The 20,953-nt window shown below is 69.6% G+C and carries 22 protein-coding genes; 2 read left to right on the top strand and 20 right to left on the bottom strand.

Annotated features, from left to right (window positions below; translation table 11 throughout):
• Positions 1 to 5 precede the first annotated feature (5 nt).
• The 4 genes from EHW97_RS02715 to EHW97_RS02700 all read right to left on the bottom strand — a co-directional run bounded on the left by EHW97_RS02715 (position 6) and on the right by EHW97_RS02700 (position 3,912).
• Positions 6 to 524, bottom strand: a complete 519-nt coding sequence (locus EHW97_RS02715; RefSeq protein WP_124235623.1) for a gamma carbonic anhydrase family protein — start codon at positions 522 to 524, stop codon at positions 6 to 8.
• 97 nt (positions 525 to 621) lie between these two features.
• On the bottom strand, positions 622 to 2,058 hold the full coding sequence (locus EHW97_RS02710) for an NCS2 family permease (protein ID WP_124235622.1): 1,437 nt from the start codon (positions 2,056 to 2,058) through the stop codon (positions 622 to 624).
• 76 nt (positions 2,059 to 2,134) lie between these two features.
• On the bottom strand, positions 2,135 to 3,022 hold the full coding sequence (locus EHW97_RS02705) for a DMT family transporter (RefSeq protein WP_124235621.1): 888 nt from the start codon (positions 3,020 to 3,022) through the stop codon (positions 2,135 to 2,137).
• Positions 3,019 to 3,912, bottom strand: coding sequence for a hypothetical protein (locus EHW97_RS02700; protein WP_124235620.1), 894 nt, complete (start codon positions 3,910 to 3,912; stop codon positions 3,019 to 3,021). The genes EHW97_RS02705 and EHW97_RS02700 overlap by 4 nt, the downstream gene beginning before the upstream one ends.
• A 38-nt stretch (positions 3,913 to 3,950) precedes the next feature.
• Between EHW97_RS02700 and EHW97_RS15655 the strand changes: the two genes are divergently transcribed.
• The gene (locus tag EHW97_RS15655) at positions 3,951 to 4,340 is read left to right on the top strand and encodes a DUF2530 domain-containing protein (protein WP_243696271.1); all 390 of its coding nucleotides are present in this window, start codon (positions 3,951 to 3,953) and stop codon (positions 4,338 to 4,340) included.
• Between the two features lie 15 nt (positions 4,341 to 4,355).
• Here the strand turns inward: EHW97_RS15655 and EHW97_RS02690 are convergent, their stop codons facing one another.
• Both EHW97_RS02690 and EHW97_RS02680 read right to left on the bottom strand, forming a co-directional pair.
• Positions 4,356 to 5,078, bottom strand: a complete 723-nt coding sequence (locus EHW97_RS02690) for a DUF3027 domain-containing protein (protein WP_243696270.1) — start codon at positions 5,076 to 5,078, stop codon at positions 4,356 to 4,358.
• A 325-nt stretch (positions 5,079 to 5,403) separates the two neighbouring features.
• On the bottom strand, positions 5,404 to 7,041 hold the full coding sequence (locus tag EHW97_RS02680) for a S1 family peptidase (protein WP_124235617.1): 1,638 nt from the start codon (positions 7,039 to 7,041) through the stop codon (positions 5,404 to 5,406).
• Positions 7,042 to 7,071: 30 nt separating this feature from the next.
• Here EHW97_RS02680 and EHW97_RS02675 point away from each other — a divergent pair, with 30 nt between their 5' ends.
• Positions 7,072 to 7,446: an META domain-containing protein gene (locus tag EHW97_RS02675; protein ID WP_208001834.1), complete on the top strand. Its 375-nt coding sequence runs from the start codon at positions 7,072 to 7,074 to the stop codon at positions 7,444 to 7,446.
• 3 nt (positions 7,447 to 7,449) lie between these two features.
• Here the strand turns inward: EHW97_RS02675 and EHW97_RS02670 are convergent, their stop codons facing one another.
• From EHW97_RS02670 to EHW97_RS02605, 14 genes are all read right to left on the bottom strand, one after another.
• Positions 7,450 to 8,370, bottom strand: coding sequence for an AEC family transporter (locus tag EHW97_RS02670; RefSeq protein WP_124235616.1), 921 nt, complete (start codon positions 8,368 to 8,370; stop codon positions 7,450 to 7,452).
• Positions 8,371 to 8,375: 5 nt separating this feature from the next.
• Positions 8,376 to 8,768: a cold-shock protein gene (locus tag EHW97_RS15850; protein WP_124235615.1), complete on the bottom strand. Its 393-nt coding sequence runs from the start codon at positions 8,766 to 8,768 to the stop codon at positions 8,376 to 8,378.
• Between the two features lie 43 nt (positions 8,769 to 8,811).
• Positions 8,812 to 9,801 (bottom strand): YihY/virulence factor BrkB family protein, encoded by a 990-nt coding sequence (locus EHW97_RS02660; RefSeq protein ID WP_124235614.1) that lies wholly within the window; start codon positions 9,799 to 9,801, stop codon positions 8,812 to 8,814.
• Complete coding sequence (locus tag EHW97_RS02655; RefSeq protein WP_243696269.1) at positions 9,798 to 10,253, bottom strand: type II toxin-antitoxin system PemK/MazF family toxin; 456 nt, start codon at positions 10,251 to 10,253, stop codon at positions 9,798 to 9,800. The genes EHW97_RS02660 and EHW97_RS02655 overlap by 4 nt, the downstream gene beginning before the upstream one ends.
• A gap of 2 nt (positions 10,254 to 10,255) precedes the next feature.
• Positions 10,256 to 11,857, bottom strand: coding sequence for an AMP-binding protein (locus tag EHW97_RS02650; RefSeq protein WP_124235612.1), 1,602 nt, complete (start codon positions 11,855 to 11,857; stop codon positions 10,256 to 10,258).
• Positions 11,858 to 11,911: 54 nt separating this feature from the next.
• On the bottom strand, positions 11,912 to 12,301 hold the full coding sequence (locus tag EHW97_RS02645) for a DUF779 domain-containing protein (protein ID WP_124235611.1): 390 nt from the start codon (positions 12,299 to 12,301) through the stop codon (positions 11,912 to 11,914).
• Positions 12,302 to 12,303: 2 nt separating this feature from the next.
• Complete coding sequence (gene exaC, locus EHW97_RS02640; protein WP_124235610.1) at positions 12,304 to 13,827, bottom strand: acetaldehyde dehydrogenase ExaC; 1,524 nt, start codon at positions 13,825 to 13,827, stop codon at positions 12,304 to 12,306.
• An 81-nt stretch (positions 13,828 to 13,908) separates the two neighbouring features.
• The gene (locus tag EHW97_RS02635; RefSeq protein WP_124235609.1) at positions 13,909 to 15,198 is read right to left on the bottom strand and encodes a GAF domain-containing protein; all 1,290 of its coding nucleotides are present in this window, start codon (positions 15,196 to 15,198) and stop codon (positions 13,909 to 13,911) included.
• A gap of 54 nt (positions 15,199 to 15,252) precedes the next feature.
• Complete coding sequence (locus EHW97_RS02630; protein WP_124235608.1) at positions 15,253 to 15,912, bottom strand: methionine ABC transporter permease; 660 nt, start codon at positions 15,910 to 15,912, stop codon at positions 15,253 to 15,255.
• The gene (locus EHW97_RS02625) at positions 15,912 to 16,934 is read right to left on the bottom strand and encodes a methionine ABC transporter ATP-binding protein (protein WP_124235607.1); all 1,023 of its coding nucleotides are present in this window, start codon (positions 16,932 to 16,934) and stop codon (positions 15,912 to 15,914) included. The genes EHW97_RS02630 and EHW97_RS02625 overlap by 1 nt, the downstream gene beginning before the upstream one ends.
• Positions 16,935 to 16,943: 9 nt before the next feature.
• Positions 16,944 to 17,861 (bottom strand): MetQ/NlpA family ABC transporter substrate-binding protein, encoded by a 918-nt coding sequence (locus EHW97_RS02620; RefSeq protein WP_124235606.1) that lies wholly within the window; start codon positions 17,859 to 17,861, stop codon positions 16,944 to 16,946.
• 187 nt (positions 17,862 to 18,048) lie between these two features.
• Positions 18,049 to 18,774, bottom strand: a complete 726-nt coding sequence (locus EHW97_RS02615; protein ID WP_124235605.1) for an acyltransferase — start codon at positions 18,772 to 18,774, stop codon at positions 18,049 to 18,051.
• 12 nt (positions 18,775 to 18,786) lie between these two features.
• Positions 18,787 to 20,301, bottom strand: a complete 1,515-nt coding sequence (locus tag EHW97_RS02610) for a glycerol-3-phosphate dehydrogenase/oxidase (protein ID WP_124235604.1) — start codon at positions 20,299 to 20,301, stop codon at positions 18,787 to 18,789.
• On the bottom strand, positions 20,298 to 20,951 hold the full coding sequence (locus tag EHW97_RS02605; RefSeq protein ID WP_124235603.1) for a TetR/AcrR family transcriptional regulator: 654 nt from the start codon (positions 20,949 to 20,951) through the stop codon (positions 20,298 to 20,300). Before EHW97_RS02605 ends, EHW97_RS02610 begins: the two co-directional genes overlap by 4 nt.
• Between the last annotated feature and the right edge of the window lie 2 nt (positions 20,952 to 20,953).

Raw genomic sequence — 20,953 nt, 5'->3', positions numbered from 1 at the left:
CGCGCTTAATCCAGGACGGTCCCCCGGCGGTGCAACTCGCGGTGCTCCTCGTAGATCGCGGCGTTGCGATGCAGCTTGGCGACCTCGTCCTCGCTGAGCTCACGGCGCACCTTGCCAGGGACGCCGGCGACGAGTGAACGCGGCGGAACCTCCATGCCCTCGGGCACGAGCGCGCCGGCAGCGATGAGCGACTCGTCGCCGATGACGGCGCCGTTCATGATGATGGAGCCCATCCCGACGAGGACGTGATCGCCGACCGTCGCGCCGTGGATGATGGCCCCGTGACCCACCGACACGCCCTCGCCGAGGGTCACCGGCTTGCCGCGGTCCACGTGGAAGGCGCAGTTGTCCTGCACGTTCGAACGCGGACCGATGACGATCGGTTCGTTGTCGGCCCGCAGCACCGCGCCGTACCAGACGCTCGCGCCCTCCTCGAGGACGACGCTCCCGGCGAGGGTGGCGTTGGCTGCGACGAACGCCGAGTCGGCCACCTGCGGCTTCTTGTCTCCCAGTGCGATCAACATGTCAGCACCGTACCGGTGAACCCAGATTTGCGCGCCAACCGCTGACGCGGACCCGCCAGGGTCAACGGTTGTAGCGCAAATCTGGGGACGAGCCGGGTCAGACGCCGAGCAGGTTCGAGATCGGGTCGATGAGGAAGTAGATCAGGAACAGCACGGAGATGATCCACATGAGGACGTGGATCTCGCGGATCTTGCCGCGGGCGACCTTGAGGAAGACGAACGCGAGGAAGCCGGCGCCGATACCGACCGTGATCGAGTAGGTGAACGGCATCAGGACGATCGTCAAGAACGCGGGGATCGCGATCTCCAGGTCGCTCCAGTCGATGCCGGTGACCTGCGTCATCATCAGGAACCCGACGACCACGAGGGCCGCCACCGCCGCCTCGTTCGGGATCGCCTGCACGAGCGGCGTGAAGAGGGTGGCGAGCAGGAACAGCACGCCGGTCGTGACGCTCGCCAGGCCCGTGCGGGCGCCGTCGCCGACTCCGGAGGCCGACTCGACGTACGCGGTGTTGCTGGAGACGCTGCCCATACCGCCGGCCACTGCGCCGAGGGAGTCGACGACGAGGATCCGCTGGGTGTTCTTGGGCGCACCGTCCTCATCGTTCAGGCCGGCTTCGGCACCCACCGCGGTCATGGTGCCCATCGTGTCGAAGAAGTCGGCCAGCATGAGCGAGAAGACCAGCAGGATCGCCGCGACGACGCCCACGCTCTCGAAGGACCCGAGCAGGTTGAACTGGCCGAGCAGCGAGAAGTCGGGCTTCGCGACGATCTCGCTGGGAACGCTGGGCACGTTGAGGTTCCAGCCGGTCGGCGACTCCTGCGAGCTGGGCGTATCGGTGATCGCCTGGACGACGACGGCAAGGATCGTGGTGAAGACGATGCCGATGAGGATCGCGCCGCGGACGTTGTTGGCGTACAGACCGATCATCACGAGAAGGCCGATGCAGAAGACGGCGACCGGCCAGCCGCTGAGCGACCCGCCGATGCCCAGTCCGAGCGGCGGCGACGGCTCTCCCGTGGTCCGCACGAACCCGGCGTTGACGAGGCCGATCAGGGTGATGAACAGGCCGATCCCCACGGCGATCGCGGTCTTCAATTGGCGCGGTACGGCATCGAAGACGGCCTTGCGGAACCCGGTGAGGACCAGGATGAGGATGATGATGCCCTCGATGACCACCAGACCCATCGCGTCCGCCCACGTCATCTGCGAGGCGACGCTGAACGCGACGAAGGCGTTGAGACCGAGACCGGCAGCGATCGCGAGCGGGAAGTTCGCGACGAGTCCCATGACGATCGACATCACGCCGGCGACGAGCGCCGTCACCGCGGCGATCGTCGCGAAGCCGGCCCCCGGCTCGGTCCCCCCGCCGAGGTACTCACCGGTCGCGTCGGGCGCGCCGGACAGGATGATCGGGTTCAGCACCACGATGTAGGCCATGGTCAGGAAGGTGACGAGGCCGCCGCGGAGTTCACGGGCGACCGTCGAGCCGCGCTCGGAGATCTTGAAGTAACGGTCGAGGACGCCGGTCATGGCACTCCTTGGCGTGAGGAAAGCGTGGAGGAACGGGCATAGTCTCCCAGAACCGCAGCGCGAGACCCGTGCCGGGTCACTCCGCCACGGGCACCGCCCGGCGACGACCGCCGAGACTGAGCACCGCGATCCCGGCGGCGACGACGACCAACCCCACCACCGAGGTGAACGCCAGCCGTTCCTGCAGAACGATCAGTCCGAGCATCGTCGCGGTGAGCGGCTCGGCCAGCGTGAGCGTGGAGACGGTCGACGCCCGCAGCCGGCGAAGGCCCGCGCCGAACAGCAGATAGGCGACCGTCGTGGTGACGATGCCGAGCCACAGCACGGTCACCGCACCCGACGCGCTCGCCATCCACCCGGTGTCCGCGAACGCCAGCAGCGGAACGGCGAGGACGGCCGCGGCGCCGAACATCGCTCCCATGGAGCTGCGTGAACTCATGCCCCGGTCGATCAGCGCCTTGCCCGCCAGCGTGTAGACGGCGTAGCTGAGCCCGGCCCCGAGCGAGCCGAGAAGGCCGACAGGATCGATCGTCGAGCCGGCATCGAAGACACCCGACAGCACCGCTACCCCACTCGTCGCCACGACCGTCGCGACGACCCAGAGGACGCCGGGCGGGCGCCGAGTGAGGATCCACTCCAGCAAGCCGGTGAGCACCGGAGCGCTTCCCAGCGCCACGACGGTCCCTACCGCCACACCGTTGGCCTCGGTGCCGAGGAAGAACGTCGGCTGGTACGCCAGAACGCCCAGTGCTCCGACGACGGTCAGGGCCAGCACCGCCGGGGTCGGGGCCGTTCGGGACCGGCCGCTCGTCAGCCAGGCGAAGGCCGCCAGGAGTCCACCGCCCACGAGGATCCGCGCGAGCCCGGCCGAGAACGGCGTTGCGGTCTCGGGACCGAGAGCGAGCGCTGTTCCTGTCGAGCCGAAGCACACGGCGGCCAGGACGACCGCGAGATGAGGGTTCATCGCAGCGAGAGGCTCCGGAACAGTGCCAGCACGAGGGCGAGGCCGGCCGCCGGCATCGCGGCGAACGCCGCGACCGCGATCGGGGCAGCGGGCAGGGCGACGGCGAACAGCGGGCTGTCGGACCCCTCGCTGCCGACGAGCACCGTGCCGGGATCGACGAACGCCAGCGACTCGGCCTGCTCCAGCGGCGGGAGCGGCAGCGATGCACGCACCTCCCAGCTGACCGGATCGAGCACGTGAATCCCGAGGTACGAGACGAGCGCGATGCTGCTGCCGTCCGGCGCGAAGGCGCCGTCCGTGACCACCGGCGGGGCGACGAGGTCCGTGCGCTGGAAGTTCAGGGGCGTGGTCGCGTCGGCGCGGTACACGTCGGCCGCACCGATCGACTTGGTCACGAGGAAGATCGATCCGTCGCGGGGCTGGATCAGCAGAGCCTCGACGTCGGCGGATTCCTCGAGCCGCACCGGATGACGATCCGGTCGTACGACGTGATCGCCGGGGCCTGGCTCGTCGAAGGCGAGAAGAGCGATGTCGTTGCGGGTCGCGGCGTTGTCGCCTGTATCGGCCACCCAGAGTCGTCCTGCGTGCAGTGCGATCGCTTCGGGGTCGACGACGTCGACGCCCGCGAGGCGGGTCACGCCCACGGTGTCGCCGGTCGAGATGCGGACCGCGAACACGAGCGGCTCGTGGCCCGAGTCGTTGAGTGTGTAGGCGAGGTCGTCGTGGGCGGCGCTCACGGCGAGACCACTCGACTCGGTGATCCGGGGATCGCCGATCGTGCTGACGGGCTCGGACGCGTCGGCGCGACCCGTGAGCGACGCGACGGCGACGATCACGAGCAACGCGATCAAGAGCCCGGGGATCAGCATCCGGCGATGACGAGGGTTCATCGCGTCCATCCTCTCCTACGCCTCGGTACCCTGGGAGGGTGAGCCCCGCCGATCCCCCGCCGGAGAACCCGGAGTCCGATACCGCGTCCGCCGATCGCGCCGCGCGGCGCCACGAGCTGGGCCACCCGGACATCACCGAGATCGAGATCGGCAAGACGACGCACCGCGTCGCCGAGGTTCAGCCGATGGACGTCGACGGTGTCCGCACGATGACCGTCGGCACCATCCTCTGGGCCGTGCTCGCGATCGCGCTCATCCCGTTCTGGGGCACACTGCGCGAAGACGGCACCCAGTGGTGGCTGTGGACGGCGTTGGCCGGGTTCGGCCTCGGGCTGCTCGGCATCGAGTACTGCCGGCGCCGGCGCAACGCCCTCGAGGCGCGACAGGCCGCCCGCCCGTCCGGTGGCGGCGGCCGCCGCCGCAAGTAGCGCGGCGCCGCCGGCTCAGAACTCCTCGACCTCGTCGACGCCGACGGTGTCGAGCACGGGCTCTGGAAGCGACCGCGCCGAGTTGGACCGCTTGGGTCGCGTGCCCGAGTGGGCACCGCACCCGTGCGTCAGCGCGACGACCTTGCCGTCGGAGTTCGCCATACCGTTGCCGCACACGCCGAAGCGATCCGCGAGGTCCCCGGCGAGGCTGATCAGGAAACCACAGGAGCCGCATCGCCCCGGAGCCTGCTTGGCCATCGGTGTGTGCGGACCCTGCTCACCGGCGTACCAACGCTCGGCGGCATCCTCGCGACCCTCGAGCGACAGGACCCATTCGCGGCCGAGGCCGATCTCGCGGGCGTAGTGGCGGTCCACGACGCCTTCCGCGTCGCCGTCGCCGACGAACCACGCCGGGGCGAGGCGGATGTCGTCCTCCTCGGGGGGCAAGACGTCGCCCGGGCCGAGGTCGCCGGGCTTGATGCGCTCACGGTACGGCGTCCATTCCGGCGCGACGATCGCCGACTCGCCCGGCAGCAGCACGATGTCGTTGATGGTCGGCTCGGCGTCCGGCAGCACCGAGAGGCTGACCGCCCAGTACCAGCCGACGTAGCCGGGCAGCGTGCAGGCGAAACGCTCGGTCACCAGGCCGGGGGCGTCGTCCTCGCGACCGAGATAGTCGCCGACGGCGCCGTCCTCGACGGACTCGTCGAGGGCTTCGCGTGCCGTCTCACTCGTCACCGTGCTCACCCTCCCCATTGTTCCCGACGCCTGGTCGGCGATCCAGGCCGGGACCCGGTACGCATCGAGGCCACGCTCCCAGCGGAGCGTGGCCTCGATGTCAGGGAAGAGCCCGGGCGTCGGGCGATCGGCGCCTCGTCGCGTCCACGGCGGCGCACCGCCACTGCCGTGCCGGCAGCAGTCAGTGCCACGCCACCGAGGACCAGCGGGAGCAGTACGCCCGCACCGGTCGCCGGCAGGTCGCCCTTCGGCGACGGCGCCGCCGCGGCCACCAGCACGCCGAAGCGGACGTCGGTCGTGTTCGTCTGGCCATTGACCGTCTGAGTCACACCAGGTCGTAGTCGCCCGCTGCGAGACCTCCGGGAAGATCGACGCTCCATTCACCGTCGGCCACGGTGGTCGTGCCGACGTGCTCGCCGTTGAGGTAGACCATGATCTGCGCGCCGTCCACGCCGGTACCGCGGGCCGCCGTCGGGGCCTTCGTGTAGTCGACGCCGTGCTCGGACGAGGTCACGACCGGCGCGGGCGGGATCACCGCGAAGGTGCTCGTGACCTCCGGGGACACCTCGCCGTCGACCTCCTGCACCGCAGTGACGGTGTGGGCGCCGATTCCGAGGTCGACGTTCACGGTCCAGGTGCCGTCGTCGCCGACGGTGGCTTCTCCCTCGGCGTCGCCGCCGAGCGTCACCAGTGCGCCGGGCACACCCGTACCGGAGATAGCCGTCACCTCATCGACGACCGACGAACCGTCGGCCGGGCTCGTGATCGCCGGGGCGCCCACGACGACCTCGATGCTGTAGTCGACCGTCTCCGAACGGTTGAAACCGCCGTCGGTCGCCGTCAGCGAGATGGTGTACGTCCCCGGCGTGCTCGGCGCGGGGAAGCTCCAGTTGCCGTCGCCGTCGATGGCCACCTCGATGACCTCGCCGCTGTTCTGCGCGCCGATGCCCACCTCGAGGGTGCGGCCGGCGGGACCGGTGCCCTGGATCCGCGAGCCCTGGGCGACGCGTCCGCCGTCGGCAGGCGTGACCATGACGGGCTCGTCGATGTCGAGCGCCACGCTGTACCCGGGGATCTGGGCCAGACCGTTCTGCAGATCGGCGCCCCAGACGATCGTCTCACCGTCGGTGGTGGTGCCACCGGCCGAGAGCAGGCCGACGGCCGTGGTGCCCTGGATCATGGCGCCGCCGGAATCGCCCGGTGCGGCCTCCATTCCCGTCACGCCGAAACCACCGACGACGCGGCCCTGGACGGACACGAAACCGTGACCCACGACAGTGCCCGAGGAGAAGCCCGTCGTACGGCCGGACTTGCCGACCACCCCTCCCACGCGCGCATCGCCGACGCTCTTGACGGGCGTCGTCGACTGCGAGAGATCCTCGACGGTGGTCCAGTCCGTCACTTCCGGAAGCAGGTCGAGCTCCGGGTTGATCACGTTCCACGCGGAGACGTCGACGAACGACTCATCTGCGGTGTCCGCATCGCCGGGGATGTTCCCCGGCCCACCCCACTGGGAGACCGCCAGGGCGCCGAGGGGGCCGGTCGCTTCCACGTCGGCACCGTCGGGGTCGCCGCCGCCCGCCGCCTCGCTCGAAGGGCGCGTCGTCAACGCGCCGGCCCGAGCGCCATCATCGGTGCAGTGTCCGGCGGAGAGGATGACCGGCTCACCCTCGGGGTTCCAGGCCGAGAAGCCGATGGAGCAGTGGGCCGCATTCTCGAGATCGTCGGGGTTCACGGCGAGGTAGCCCGCGCCTCCCACGACGTCGGTGGCGGCGAAACTCTCGAAGCCGCCCTCGAGGACCTTGACCTCGACGTTCGGCTTGCCCTCGAGTTCGGGCTTCTCCTCGTCGGCGTAGACGACGACGTTGCCCGCACCGTCGGTGGTGACACCGTGGATGCCCTCGGACTCGTCGGTCAACAGCGCCGTGGCCTCCGCCTCGAAGGCCGCGCCGGACGCCGGCATCGGAGCGTTGTCCTCGGCGACGAAGGTAGCGTGACCATCGTGCGTAACGTCCTGCTGCTCGTCCTTGCCACAGCTCTGGCCGCCATGTCCGGATGTGGCACGGGGAGTTCCTCGACAGAGCCCCTGGACGCCACCGGAACCTGGGGCGCAGAGGCCACTCGTTCGCCGTTCCTCGTGCTCGCTGACGGCGAGTTCCGCGGCAGCGACGGGTGCAACCAGCTCCGGGGGACGTACGAGGTCGACGGTGAGGTCGTGACGTTCGCCTCGCAACTGCACACGATGATGGCCTGCCCGGGCGTCGACTCCTGGCTGAGCGGTCTCGCTTCGGCCCGACTCGACGGTGACACGCTCGTCGTCTTCGATCATGAGGAGCGCCGCATCGGCGAACTTCCCCGCACGGCCTGAGGTTCAGGTCAGCACTGCGGCGAGAACGATCATCACTGGCAGGCTCAGCGCGGTGGTCACCGCGACGCAGTCGCGGGCGAGTACGTGGTCGCGTCCGAAACGCGACGCGTACACGAACACGTTCTGCGCCGTCGGAAGGGCGGCCATGAGCGTCACCCCGGCGACCTGGGCCTGCGGCAGGTCGAGCGCGAACCGGGCCAGCAGGTAGGCGACCACCGGCTGCCACACGAGCTTGAGCACGGTCACCAACGCCACCTCACCGCCGCGGCCGGTGCCGATCCGCGGGCCGAAGCGGAGCGAGACCCCGAACGCGATCAGTGCGCACGGGACCGCCAGCTGGCCCAGCAGGCGGATCGGCTCGGCGACGACGAGCGGCAGGGAGATGCCGCTCAGCGCGATCGTCACCCCGATGACGGCGGCCACGGAGACCGGGTTGCGCAGACCCGCCCGCACGAAGGCGAGCGGGTTCAGGCCGGCGCGTCCGCGGCCCGCCATCTCCAGCATGCTCAGTGCGAGCGGCGCGTAGAACACGAGCTGCAGCATCATGGTCGGCAGGGCGTACGCCGCGTCGCCCAGCACGTACGCGGCGATCGGCAGACCCAGATAGCCCGCGTTGGCGTACGACGCCGAGAGCCCGCCGACCACCACATGGCTCATCGGGCGACGGCGCCACAATGCCCACGGCACGTAGATCGCGAGGGTGGCCACCACGCCCCCGAGGGCGACGAGGAACCACGGCCCGAACACCCGCGACACGTCCGTCTCGCTCAGGAGCGAGATCAGCAGGGCGGGGGTTCCGACGACGTAGACCAGACGGGAGAGAACGGCCTGACTCGTCTCGTCCAGCACTCCCCGGACCGCGAGGACGTGGCCGACCGCGCCGAGGGCGAGGATGACCGTGAAGCCCTCGACCGCTCCCCCCACCGGGGTCAGTCGAGTTCGTCGGCGAGGCGGCGCAGGAGCTGAGCGATGGTGCTCGCCTGCTTGCCCTCGGGGTGACGGCCGTGTCGGTAGCCCTCACCGAGACGGTCGAGCAGACCGATGAGGTCCTCGACGATGACGACCATGTCCTCGGGCGGCTTGCGCCTGGCCTGCGCCTGGGCGCGGCGCACCGAGGTGACCGGATCGAGCACGCGAACCTGGAGGGCCTGGTCGCCGCGGCGACCTTGGACGATGCCGAACTCCACGCGCGTGCCGGACTTGAGGGTCGTGACGCCGGCCGGCAGCGCATCGGCGCGCACGTACACGTCGTCGCCGTCCTCGCGGCTGAGGAAGCCGAAGCCCTTCTCGGCGTCGTACCACTTCACTTTGCCCGTGGGCATGCGCTCTCGTCCTTCACTCGATGGTGGATGGGGCAGTGCAAGTCTAGTGGGGGTCCTCGCGCTCCGACGGCGTGAAGTCCACCTGGATCTGTTCGAAGCCCTTGTGCCGCTGCATCCGGGCGTAGCTCGTGTAGGCCCGGATGTCGCCGGGACCGAGCTCGACGTTGTCGGTGAACGGTGTCAGCAGCGCCCGCGGATACAGCCGCCGGCGCAGCACGACGTTGACCTCGAGTCCGAAGGTCACGATGAGCGCTGCGATGAACAGAAACGCGATGAGCCCCAGCACGAGGGCGAAGGTCTGGTTCATCGCGCTGGCGCGGCCGATGATGTTGCGGACGTAGGCGTCGCCCACGTACTGCAGGACCTGCCAGGCGAAGGCGCACACGATGGCACCGGGAAGCACCGACCGCCAGGTGGCTCGCCCGAGGCTGATCAGGCGGAACAGCGTGACGAAGATCAGTGCCGTGATCACGAGGCCGATCAGCCGCACGAGCCAGCCGAGGTCCGGGATGACCCCCAGGCCGATCGCGTCGGGGTCCTGCAGCAGCGACGTGCCGATCGCGACCAGGAGGATGCCGACCCCGGCGATGCCCATGATGACGAGGCTGCGGATGCGCAGCAGGATCGGGTTGGGGCGGCTGTTGCGCGGCACCGCCCAGGCGATGTTGGCGGCGTTCTGCACCGCCAGACCGAGCCCCATCGCGCCGTACGTCGCGGCGATGACACCGACGACGATGGCCGACGTGCTGCCGGTGAGACCGTCCGGCCGCCCGAGCTGGTCACCCACGATGGGGAACTGCGCGAGCACCGTGTCGAGCAGATCCTCCTGGAGGGCCGGGTCGTCCTGAAGGAAGAAGCCGAGAACCGACGTGGCGATCAGCATCACCGGGAAGATCGCGATGAACGCGTAGTAGGTGATGATCGCCGCCAGATACGGCCCTTGATCATCGAAGAACTTGTAGAGCACCGCCAGGGGGAAGCCCACGACCGGATGGCGCCGCTGGAACCGGTCGAGGGTGTCGATCACGCTCATCGCCGCGGCAGGTGAGGCCGGGCAGCGGCGACGACGGCGTCGAATCGTGCCCGGTCGAGCACGGCACCTTCGCGTCGCACCTGCTGTGGATCGATCTCGATGAGCCGGTTGAGCCGCACCTCGCTGGGACGACGCTGCGGATCCCAGGGACCGGAGCCGATGTCCATCCAGAACCGGCCGGCTCGCGCCTCCTGCTCGGCATCGTGATCGTGGTCGCGGGACGTGAGCTGAAGACCCCACAACCGGTCGGCTCCACTGCGAGCGACGATGAGCACGGGGCGGTCCTTGCCCTGACGCGGATCGTCCTCGTAGGGCACCCACGTCCAGACGATCTCGCCGGGGTCGGGCCGCCCGTCGGGTGTCGGTTCGTAGGCGAACCGCAGTGCCCCGGCTCCCCCGGCACGACGGTGCCGGCGGGCGAGGAGCGAGTCGACGAGCGCGCGGATCACCACGCTCACACGCTATCGAGCGCTGGCAGTTCCCGCTTCATGACCTTGCCGGTGGGATTGCGCGGAAGTTCGTCGAGGAAGACGATCCGCTTGGGCACGGCGAACCGCGCGACGTGCGTCTTGGCGTACTCGACGAGCTCGGCCTCGTCGACGTCATGCCCGTCGTGCAGGACCACGTAGGCCGCAAGCCGCTGTCCCCACTGCGCGTCGTCGACTCCGGTCACGACCACGTCCTGCACGGACTCGTGCTCGATCAGCGCGTCCTCGAGCTCGCGCGGGAAGACGTTCTCGCCGCCGGAGATGATCATGTCGTCGTCGCGGCCGGCCACGAACAGGCGGCCCTCGGCGTCGAAGTAGCCGAGGTCGCCGGTGTTCATGAGCCCGTCGGCGAACGCCTTGGTGTTGCCGTCGGTGTATCCGCCGAACGGCATGTCGTTGCGGACGTGGATGACGCCTGTCTCCCCGGCGGGAACCTCCCGTCCCTCGGCATCGAGGACCTTCACGGTGGTGCGCCAGGGCACGCGGCCCGCGGTGCCCGGTGCGGCACGCAGATCCTTCGGCGAGGCGATCGTGACCCACCCGGTCTCCGTTGCGCCGTAGAAGTTGTAGATCGAGTCCGTGAACGTGTCCATGAAGTGGATCGCGAGGTCACCGGCCAGGGCACTGCCGCTCGTGGCCGTGATCTCGAGGCTCGACACGTCGGCGGCATCGATGACCTCGGGGTCGGCGTCGAGCAGTCGCTGCATCATGAGCGGAACGACCACCAGCACTCGTGCTCGGTGCTGCTCGATGTCGCGCAGGACCTGCTCGGGCACGAAACGCCGGCGCAGCACGTAGGTGGGCACGGTGGTGAGGCCGAAGCTGAAATTGAGCAGTCCCCACGAATGGAACAGCGGTGCCGCGAGCACGACCGTCGAGTTGCCGCGGTACGGAATGGAGCCGAAGAACGCCAGCAGCGGTTTGAGGTCCTTGGGCTCCTCGCGCTTCGCTCCCTTCGGCAGGCCCGTCGTGCCGGACGTGAAGATGACGATCTGCCCGTGGCGCTTCGGCTTGGGGTGGCCCGACGAGGGCTGGCCGTCGGCGAGGTCGCTCAGCGTCGGTACGTCCTCGGGTGCGTCCGCGTCAGCCCACCCGAGGACGACGGACTCCTGCGGCAGGTCCGCCACCACACCGAGGAACTCCTGGTCGACGATGAGCAGCCGGGCGTCCTCGCGGACCGCGAGGTCGGTGAGCTGAGAGCGGCTCGCCATCGTGTTGAGCAGCAGCACCCGGCCGCCGAGCTGCATGATCGCGATGAGCGCGATGACCATCCAGCGGTGATTGCGCGCGAGCAGCGCGATCGAGTCGCTTGGCTGCAGGCCGCGCTCCTTGAGCGCCGCGGTGACCCGGTTGACCTCCGCGACGAGGTCGCGATAGGCGATCTGCCCGGCGTCGTCGATGATCGCGATCTGGTCGGGGTAGCGCGCCGCCGCAGCATTGAGGCCCGACGGCAGCGCAGGTCCCCACTTGGCGAGATGGAACCCGGCCTTGGCCAGCCGCAGCGGAGACTGCACCGACACCAGACCAATGCGCCGCAGGACCTTGACGGTGTAGCCCAGATCGCTCATGCCGGGAGTGTAACAACAAGTTACCCCCGGGTAGAACCGGCGAAGGCGACGTGGTCACCCGGTTCGGACGGGCTCGAGGGCTGCGGTCTCCTCCTCGGTGAACACGCGTGATCGGATGATGAAGCGATGTCCCGTCGGTCCCTCGATCGAGAAACCGGCACCGCGTCCGGGGACGACGTCGATCGTGATGTGAGTGTGCGACCAGTAGTCGAACTGGGCCTTGGAGATCCACACGGGCACCGGCTCGGGCGTCCCGACGTCGAGCTCCCCGAGGAGCACGTCCGCCGGTCCGGTGAGGAACGTCCCCTGGGTGTAACACATGGGGGCGGACCCGTCGCAGCATCCGCCGGACTGGTGGAACATCAGCGGCTTGTCGTGGTCCGCCCGGAGGCGGCGGAGCAGGTCCGCCGCCTCCGGGGTCACCCCCACCCGTTGGGTGCCCATGATCAGAAGAACCCTTGCGCGTTCTCCGAGTAGCTCACCAGCAGGTTCTTGGTCTGCTGGTAGTGGTCGAGCATCATCGCGTGGTTCTCCCGACCGATGCCCGACTGCTTGTAGCCGCCGAACGCCGCGTGCGCGGGGTACGCGTGGTAGCAGTTCGTCCACACCCGCCCGGCCTGGATGTCGCGGCCGGCCCGATAGGCCGTGTTGACGTCGCGCGACCACACGCCAGCACCGAGACCGTACAGCGTGTCGTTGGCGATCTCGATCGCGTCCTCGTACCCGTCGAAGCCGGTCACCGAGACCACCGGGCCGAAGATCTCCTCCTGGAAGATCCGCATGTTGTTGGTGCCCTGGAAGATCGTCGGCGCGACGTAGTACCCGCCGGACAGGTCGCCGCCGAGATCGACCCGCTCACCGCCGGTGATGATGCGAGCACCCTCCTGCACGCCGATCTCGAAGTACGACAGGATCTTCTCGAGTTGATCGTTGCTGGCCTGGGCGCCGACCATCGTCTCGGTGTCCAGCGGGTTGCCCTGCTTGATGCTCTTCACCCGCTCGGTCGCCTCGGGCAGGAACTGCTCGAGGATCGAGTTCTGGATGAGCGCGCGGCTCGGGCACGTGCAGACCTCACCCTGGTTGAGCGCGAACATCGCGAATCCCTCGAGTGCCTTGTCGTAGAAGGCGTCCTGCTTGCTGGCCACGTCCTCGAAGAAGATGTTCGGGCTCTTGCCGCCGAGCTCCAATGTCACCGGGATGAGGTTCTGGCTCGCGTTCTGCATGATGAGGCGGCCGGTCGTGGTCTCGCCGGTGAAGGCGATCTTGCGGATGCGGCTGCTCGAGGCGAGCGGCGCGCCCGCTTCGGCACCGAACCCGTTGACGACGTTGAGGACGCCCGGGGGAAGCAGGTCCGCGATGAGCTCCATCAGCAGCATGATCGAGGCCGGCGTCTGCTCGGCCGGCTTGAGCACGATCGCGTTGCCGGCCGCGAGCGCCGGCGCGAGCTTCCACGTCGCCATGAGCAGCGGGAAGTTCCACGGGATGATCTGACCGACGACGCCCAACGGCTCGTGGAAGTGGTAGGCGACGGTGTCGTCATCCAGCTGGCTGATACCGCCCTCTTGCGCCCGGATGGCTCCGGCGAAGTACCGGAAGTGGTCGACCGCGAGCGGGAGGTCGGCGGCGAGCGTCTCGCGCACCGGCTTACCGTTCTCCCACGTCTCGCCCACCGCGAGCATCTCGAGGTTCTCCTCGATGCGGTCGGCGATCTTGTTGAGGATGACGGCACGCTCGGCCACGGAGGTCTTGCCCCAGGCCGGAGCGGCTCGGTGGGCGGCGTCGAGTGCGAGCTCGATGTCCTCGGCGGTGGAGCGAGCCACCTCGCAGAAGACCTTGCCGTTGACCGGCGACGGGTTCTCGAAGTACTGGCCCTTGACCGGCGCGACCCACTCGCCGCCGATCCAGTTGTCGTAGCGGGACCGGTAGGAGACGACGCTCCCCTCGGTGCCCGGCTGTGCGTAGACGGTCATGCTGGCTCCTTCGTCGTGGTGTGATGGGTGTCACAACACTGTCGACGGTAGAAGCGGGCTCGTTGCAGCGAGGTTGCGAGCTCAGCCGAGTTCGGCGTCGAGCCGGTCGAGATGAGCGCTGACCTGGGCGGCCCGGGGCGAGGACATCGGCAGGATCTCCGCGGCGTGCAGCCACATCTCGTAGTCGTCGCGACCGTGCGGTGCGTCGGCGAACGACAGGACGGCGTCTCCGTCGTCGCAGCTCAGCAAATGCGAGCGCACGAGCGCGTGGACCTCCGAGCGGATCTGCTCGATCCCGGGCGCCTGCGAGTCCGGAAGCAAGGGTCCTCGATAGGCCGCGACCGCCTGCCGGATGCGACCCTGGCGCAGGTGCTCGCGAAGCGTCTGCAGATCGGAGCGAAGGCGGGTGGCGAGGCGGTACGGCCTGGAGGCGAGTTCGATCGGCCCGAGGACGCCGCGCAGCCGGGAGAGCTCGGCGCGGATCGTGACCTCGGGGATGTCCTGGTCGCTGAGCGCGACCCCGAGTTCGGCGCTCGTGTACCCCCGTGCGGACTCCGACAGCAGGAGCAGCAGCTCACTGTGCCGCAGCGTGAGGCGCGTCGTCGTGGTGCCGTGATGCAGCACGCCGGAGCGTGTACCGAGCACCTCGAGGCGCGGCGGCGCGGGGACGGCGACCGTCCGAGAGGCCACCGGGGCAGCAGCCTCGAAACGCGCGAGGCGCAGCTCGGCCTCGACCGCGGCCACCGTGGCCCGGACCAGCCCGAGGCTCTGCGCCGAGGCGACCTCGGGCCCGCCCGTGAGATCCAGGACCCCGAGGACCGCGCCGGTGTCAGGGTCGTGGATCGGAGCGGCCGAACAGCTCCACGGGGTCACGGGCCGGGACAGATGCTCCGGACCGAGGATCTGGACGGGACGATCGAGCGCGAGCGCGGTGCCCGGCGCATTGGTGCCGACCCGTCGCTCACTCCAGTCCGCGCCGGGCACGAACGCCATCTGCTCGGCCTTGCGGCGCAGTTCCGCCGCCCCCTCGACCCACAGCAGCTGGCCCACCGCGTCGCTTACGGCGACGAGGAGCCCCGCCTCGCTCGCCGACTCGACGAGCAGGCGGCGCACCACGGGCATCGCGACCGCCAGCGGATGCGCGCGCCGGATCTCCTCGAGCAGGTCGTCATCGATGCTGATCGGCGCAACGCTGCGCTCGGGGTCGACACCGCCGGAGACGCTGCGCTGCCAGGAGTCGCGCACGAGCGAACGGATCGCCGACGGAGCGGTGCCGTCGGCCACGAACGCGTCGTGCGCCTCGTGCAGCAGGCGTGACAACGCGACGGGATCGACTCCCGCCGGGACCGCGAACTCCGCCGCCGACGTCATGGGCAGATCATACCTGGCCCTGTGACGCCGGTCACTGCCCTCGCGCGGCGGCGATCAGCGACGCAGGACCTTGCGTGCGCCCGCGTTCCCGGCGAACTGCCCGAGCTGCACGATGACGATGACGATGAGGATCGCCGACCACGTGACCCACGGGTTGAACTGGCGGTAGCCGTACTGGAGCGCGAGGTTGCCCAGTCCGCCGGCGCCGATGGTGCCGACGATCGCGGTCATGTCCACGATCGCCACGAAGGCGAAGGTGTAGCCGAGGATCAGCGGACCGAACGCCTCGGGCAGCAGCACCGTGAAGATCACCCGCGTGCGACTCGCCCCCATGGCGCGTGCGGCCTCGAGCACTCCCGGCGGGACCGAGACGAGGTTCTGCTCCACGATGCGTGCGATGCCGAAGGCCGCCGCGAAGACGATCACGACGGCGGCTGCGACGTTGCCGATGCCGACGCCGAACACCTGCCGGACGAGCGGCTGCAGGCCGACGGCGAGCAAGATGAACGGGATCGGCCGGAACACGTTCACGACGATGTTCAGCAGGAGGTTGACCACACCGTTGGACAGCAGTCCGCCCTTGCGGGTGACGTAGAGGCCGGTGCCGACGACCAGGCCCAGCAGGCCGCCGACGGTGACGCCGACCGCCACGAGGACGATCGTCTCGATCGTGGCCTCGAGGAACAGCGGCCCGAGTTCGATGACGCGATCCATCAGCTCACCTCCCGGACGGCGACCAGCTCCGAGAGCGCGCGCACCGCCTCGTCGACGCGATCGCCGGTCAATTCGATCGTGAGGTTGCCGAACGTGCGGCCCTGGACCTCTTCGATTCCGCCGTACACGAGCTGGAACCCGACGCCGCGCGAGATCAGCTCGCCGAAGACCTCGGTCTGGGACACGGAGCCTTCACGGAACGCCACCGTGACCAGACGGCCCGGGTGGCGACGCCGCAGCTCCTCCACGACGGCCTGAGAGGGAACGTCGTCGACGACGGTGCGCACGAAGCGCTGGGTGACCTGATGGCTGGGATCGGCGAAGACGTCGAACGTCGACCCGGACTCGACCACGGTGCCGTTCTCCATGACCACCACCCGATGTGCGAGGTTCTTGACGACCTCCATCTCGTGCGTGATCACGACGATCGTCACCCCGAGTTCGCGATTGACCCGTCGCAAGAGGTCGACGACGTCCTGCGTCGTCTCCGGGTCGAGGGCACTCGTCGCCTCGTCGGCGAGCAGGATCTTGGGCGACGCTGCGAGGGCGCGGGCGATGCCGACGCGCTGCTTCTGGCCGCCGGACAGCTGCTCGGGGTAGCTGTGCGCCTTGTCCGCGAGCCCGACGAAGTGCAGCAGCTCGGAGATCCGGGCCTGGTGCTGACTCGTGGGGACACCCGCGACCTTGAGCGGGTACGCGATGTTGCCCCAGACCGTGCGCGAGTGGAAGAGGTTGAACTGCTGGAAGATCATGCCGATCCCGCGGCGGACCTTCTGCAGCTCGCCCTCGGACATCCGGGTCAGCTCCTGCCCGGCGACCGTGACGGTGCCGCGAGTGACCGGCTCGAGCGCGTTGATCAGCCGGGCGAGGGTCGACTTGCCGGCACCGGAGTAGCCGACGACGCCGAGGATCTCGCCTTCGTTCACGTCGAGGGTGACCCCGTCCACGGCCCGGACGGGGTCACCTCCTCGGCGCCTCGGCGGATACGTCTTGGCGACGTCCCGCAGTTCGATGAGAGCCACTCGGCGACTTTACTGGTTCTCGCGGGTGACCTGCTCGACGTCTTCGAGCGACTTCTGCAGATCCGCCGGCGACGTCTTCACGAATTCCGCGGTGCCGCCGGACACTTCCTGCACGCCGTCGAGCACGTCCTGCGAGTTCTGGTAGATCTCGACGAGCTTCGCGTAGGTCTCGTTGTCCTTGTCCTCCGCGCGGGCGGCGAAGATGTTGACGTAGGGCAGCGCGGCCGGGTCGGACGGATCGTCCTGTGCGATGGCGTCCTCGAACTTCAGGCCCGCCTTCTCGACGAAGTCGTTGTTGATGACCGCGGCGTCGAGGTCCTGCAGCGAGGTCGCGGTGATCTCGGCGTTGAGCGCCTGCACCTGGACGCGCGAGGCAGCCTCGTCGACGTCGGCGAGGTCGGAGAAGATCGTGCCGCCGTCGCTCAGCTCGATGAGCCCGGCCGACTGCAAGATGATGAGCGCGCGGGCCTGGTTGCTCGGGTCGTTCGGGACCGCGACGGTGCCGCCCTCGGGGATGTCCTCGACGGAGTCGTGCTTGAGCGAGTACAGGCCGAGCGGGTAGATCGCGGTGGCGCCGACGGGCACGAGGTCCTGGTCGTTCGCGACGTTGTAGTCGGCGAGGTAGACGATGTGCTGGAACTGGTTGAGGTCCAGATCGCCCTCGGCGAGCGCCGGGTTCGGCTGCGTGTACTCGGCGAAGTCGACGATCTCGACATCGATGCCCTCGTCGGCCGCGGCCTGCTTGTAGGTCTCCCAGTACGGGTCGCTGGCGCCGACGACGCCGATGCGCACGGTCTCCTCGTCACCGCCGCCGCGGGTCAGCGCGAAGACACCGCCGGCGATGAGCGCCAGGACCACGACGACGATCGCGATGATGAGGCCGGTGCGCTTCTTGGGCGCCTCGATGAGGTTCTGATCGGAAGACATGACGTCCTTTCGTTGTCGGCTGGTGGCCGAACCGGGGGAAGCACGCCACGGGGGGTGGCCGGGGCGCGACTTCGACGTTACGAACACGTGACGCCCAGCGCGTAGCCGTCTCGCCCAGTGAGACGCTCGTCTTGCCCCAACGTGACCAACGCCTCGCCCTCGGCTCGACCACCGATGGCGCGTCTCGTTACGGGCGGTCGGTGTAGTCCCAGGTGACGTTCTCGCGGACGATGCGGGCGGGGGTGCCGGCGACGACGGTGTGAGCCGGCACCTTCTGGCCGCGCACGATGCTGCGCATCCCGACGCACGCCCCCTCGCCGATCTCGACGTGTCCGGTCACGACGGCGTCCCGGCACAGCCACACGTGACGTCGGATGCGGATCGACGCGCCGAACGGGTTGAGCCGCTCGCCGGTGACAAGATCCTCGAGCCGGTGCATGTCGTCGGTCGCGACGTAGACGTTGGCAGCCCAGAGCTGATCGCCGTCGACCACGACCGAACCGCCGTTGCGCGCGTCCACCACCGCGCAGCGCGTCGCGAGGAGCGGTCCATGGAGGACGACCTGCGAGCCCGCACCGCAGTAGATCTCCCCTGCCGTGAGCACGCAGGCCTCGTCGATGAAGACCGTCGCGCCGTCGCCACCGAGCAGGAGGGACGTGAGGTGATCCATCGGTCCGCCGACGGCCACCAGCGCATCGCGGAAGGGAAAAGTCAGGAGGTGGGAGACGAGCGCGTCGGGCAGTCGCGCCCCCGGCGCCACGTACAGCGCGTTGCCGAGGTCGGACCACCAGGACGGCCAGTCACCTTCGGCCTGCCGCCAGTCCAGCGCGTCGAGCCGCTCGGCGTCGACCCCGGCGGCGCGGAAGCGTTCCCGGTGCTCGAGGGTCAGGCTCGCGCCTCGGTTCCACTCCATCGCCGCATCGTCTCAGGCGAGTTCGAACGCTTCGGCGGCAGCGTCGCGAGCGCGGGCGCGATCGCCGGACACCAGACCGATCCGCGTCCGCCGGTCCAGCAGGTCGTCGACGTCGAGCGCGCCCTCGTGGCGGACGGCGAACATCATCTCGGCCCGCGTCACCGGGAGGTCCGGGGCGAGGGGCTCGAGCAGGGCCGGATCCCCGGCGGCGAGGTCCACCACCGCGCCGGCCTCGCTGCCGTACCCGCGCAGCAACTCGGGCGAGGCGCGCGGGTCGCGACCGTCGCCCGCACCGACGAGCGGGACCCGGGTGGACTGACACGGGCACGCACACAATCCTGACCACGCCACGGCCACGTCGACCGCGTCCTCGGCCATGCGGCGATACGTGGTGAGCTTGCCGCCGACGACCGTGACGAGGCCGTCCGCGTCGCGGTGCACGACGTGCCGCCGCGACACATCGGCGGTGTGACCGGTGTCGGATGCGAGCAGCGGGCGCAGTCCGGCGAACGTGCCGAGAAGGTCGCTGCGGGTGAGCGGTCGGGCGAGCGCCTGGCTGATGGTGCCGAGCAGGAAGTCGATCTCGGCCTCGGACGCCACGGGCACGTCCGGCACGGGGCCGGGAGCCTCCTCGTCGGTGAGACCGATGTAGACGCGGTTCAGCGGTGCCGGCAACGCGAAGACGAAGCGGGTGGCCGAGCCGGGAACCGGCACGGTGAGCGACGCGGTGAGGCCGCCGAGCACGGCCTGGTCGACCACCAGGTGCGTGCCGCGGCTCGGGCGCAGATTGATGTCCTCACTGAGGCCGCCCGCCCACACTCCCGCCGCGTTGACGACGGTCCGTGCGGCGAGGTCGAATTCCGCGCCGCTGAGTTCGTCTCGCACTCGCACCCCCGAGCCGCTGGCCTCGATCGCCCGGCACCGCGTGAGGATCGTGGCGCCGTGGTGAGCAGCCGTGCGCGCGACGGCGACCACGAGACGCGCGTCGTCGACCAGTTGGCCGTCCCAGAAGCGAAGCCCGCCGCGCAGCCCCTCGCGCCGGACCGTCGGCGCGTATTCGCCGACGCTCTCCGCGCCGATCCGGTCGGGCCTCGGCAGCAGCCGCGAGGACGTCCGCGCCACCGTGCGCAGCAGGTTACCGCCCCAGTGGCCCGCCCGCACGAGTGCCGCGTGACCGCGGCTCATCGTCGGCAGCAACGGGAAGACCTGCGGCAGCGGACGGATCAGGTGCGGCGCGATCGTCGTCATGAGGCGATGTCGCTCGATGGCGCTCTCGTAGGCGACGCCGACATCGCCGGTGCCGAGGTAGCGCAAGCCGCCGTGCACCAGCTTGGAACTCCAGCGACTCGTCCCGAAGGCGAGGTCGTGCTGCTCGAGCAGCACGACCGAGAGTCCTCGCGTCGCGGCGTCCAGAGCCACGCCGACGCCGGTGATCCCGCCGCCGATGACGACGAGGTCGACGGCGTCGGAGGTGTCGAGGCGCTCCAGGTCACGGCTGCGGCGGGCGGCGTTGAGGGAGGAACTCATGGGGCGAGGTACCGGTCGAGGGCGAGCGTCAACTCGGTGTCGAGGGCGTCGAGTTCAGGTCCGACCGCGTCGGGCGACCCGACGATCGCGGGCGCGGTGGTGACGAAGGACCAGCTCATGAGGACGACGGCCTGCGCCATCGCCACGGCGTCGCCGTGCCGGATGGACCCGTCCGCGAATCCCTGGCGGACGGCGTCCTCGATGACGACGAGGTGGAATGCGGTGACCTGGCCTTGCCGCCGCACCTGATACGGCGTCAGGAACTCCGGAGACTCGTCGATGAGGACGCGCAACAGCGGGTGCGAGCGCATCTCGCGCACGATGTGGACGACGGTGCTGACCACCTTCTCCCGCGCCGTGCCGCCCGCCCGCGCCGCCGCGCGCTCGGTCAGCCGGTTCCATTCGCGGGTCGAGACGTCGGCGACGACACCGGTGACGTTCTCCCAGCGCCGGTACAGCGTCGCGCGCGAGACACCGGCCCGGTCGGCGATCGCCGTCATGGTCATTCGCGGCAGCCCCTCCTCCAGCAGGAGCGCACGCGCAGCGTCGAGGATGCGGTCGGAGTCGATCGCCTGCGCCGCGTCGCTGGCCGGCCGGGCGCGCACGAGCTGCAACGCCGAGGACCGGGAATTGAAACGTTCGGCTGCCATGT

The organism is Aeromicrobium camelliae (genome assembly GCF_003850045.1).
GTDB lineage: Bacteria > Actinomycetota > Actinomycetes > Propionibacteriales > Nocardioidaceae > Aeromicrobium > Aeromicrobium camelliae.
The sequence above is the reverse complement of the archived record's forward strand: the minus strand, read 5'-3'. Positions and strand labels throughout refer to the sequence as shown.

Coding starts and splice junctions, on each gene's coding strand:
- EHW97_RS02715 (WP_124235623.1), bottom strand. CDS start 524: ATGTTGATCGCACTGGGAGACAAGAAGCCGCAGGTGGCCGACTCGGCG.
- EHW97_RS02710 (WP_124235622.1), bottom strand. CDS start 2,058: ATGACCGGCGTCCTCGACCGTTACTTCAAGATCTCCGAGCGCGGCTCG.
- EHW97_RS02705 (WP_124235621.1), bottom strand. CDS start 3,022: ATGAACCCTCATCTCGCGGTCGTCCTGGCCGCCGTGTGCTTCGGCTCG.
- EHW97_RS02700 (WP_124235620.1), bottom strand. CDS start 3,912: ATGAACCCTCGTCATCGCCGGATGCTGATCCCCGGGCTCTTGATCGCG.
- EHW97_RS02680 (WP_124235617.1), bottom strand. CDS start 7,041: ATGCCGGCGTCCGGCGCGGCCTTCGAGGCGGAGGCCACGGCGCTGTTG.
- EHW97_RS15850 (WP_124235615.1), bottom strand. CDS start 8,768: ATGCCCACGGGCAAAGTGAAGTGGTACGACGCCGAGAAGGGCTTCGGC.
- EHW97_RS02660 (WP_124235614.1), bottom strand. CDS start 9,801: ATGAGCGTGATCGACACCCTCGACCGGTTCCAGCGGCGCCATCCGGTC.
- EHW97_RS02650 (WP_124235612.1), bottom strand. CDS start 11,857: ATGAGCGATCTGGGCTACACCGTCAAGGTCCTGCGGCGCATTGGTCTG.
- EHW97_RS02645 (WP_124235611.1), bottom strand. CDS start 12,301: ATGGGCACCCAACGGGTGGGGGTGACCCCGGAGGCGGCGGACCTGCTC.
- exaC (WP_124235610.1), bottom strand. CDS start 13,827: ATGACCGTCTACGCACAGCCGGGCACCGAGGGGAGCGTCGTCTCCTAC.
- EHW97_RS02635 (WP_124235609.1), bottom strand. CDS start 15,198: ATGACGTCGGCGGCGGAGTTCGCGGTCCCGGCGGGAGTCGATCCCGTC.
- EHW97_RS02630 (WP_124235608.1), bottom strand. CDS start 15,912: ATGGATCGCGTCATCGAACTCGGGCCGCTGTTCCTCGAGGCCACGATC.
- EHW97_RS02620 (WP_124235606.1), bottom strand. CDS start 17,861: ATGTCTTCCGATCAGAACCTCATCGAGGCGCCCAAGAAGCGCACCGGC.
- EHW97_RS02615 (WP_124235605.1), bottom strand. CDS start 18,774: ATGGAGTGGAACCGAGGCGCGAGCCTGACCCTCGAGCACCGGGAACGC.
- EHW97_RS02610 (WP_124235604.1), bottom strand. CDS start 20,301: ATGAGTTCCTCCCTCAACGCCGCCCGCCGCAGCCGTGACCTGGAGCGC.
- EHW97_RS02605 (WP_124235603.1), bottom strand. CDS start 20,951: ATGGCAGCCGAACGTTTCAATTCCCGGTCCTCGGCGTTGCAGCTCGTG.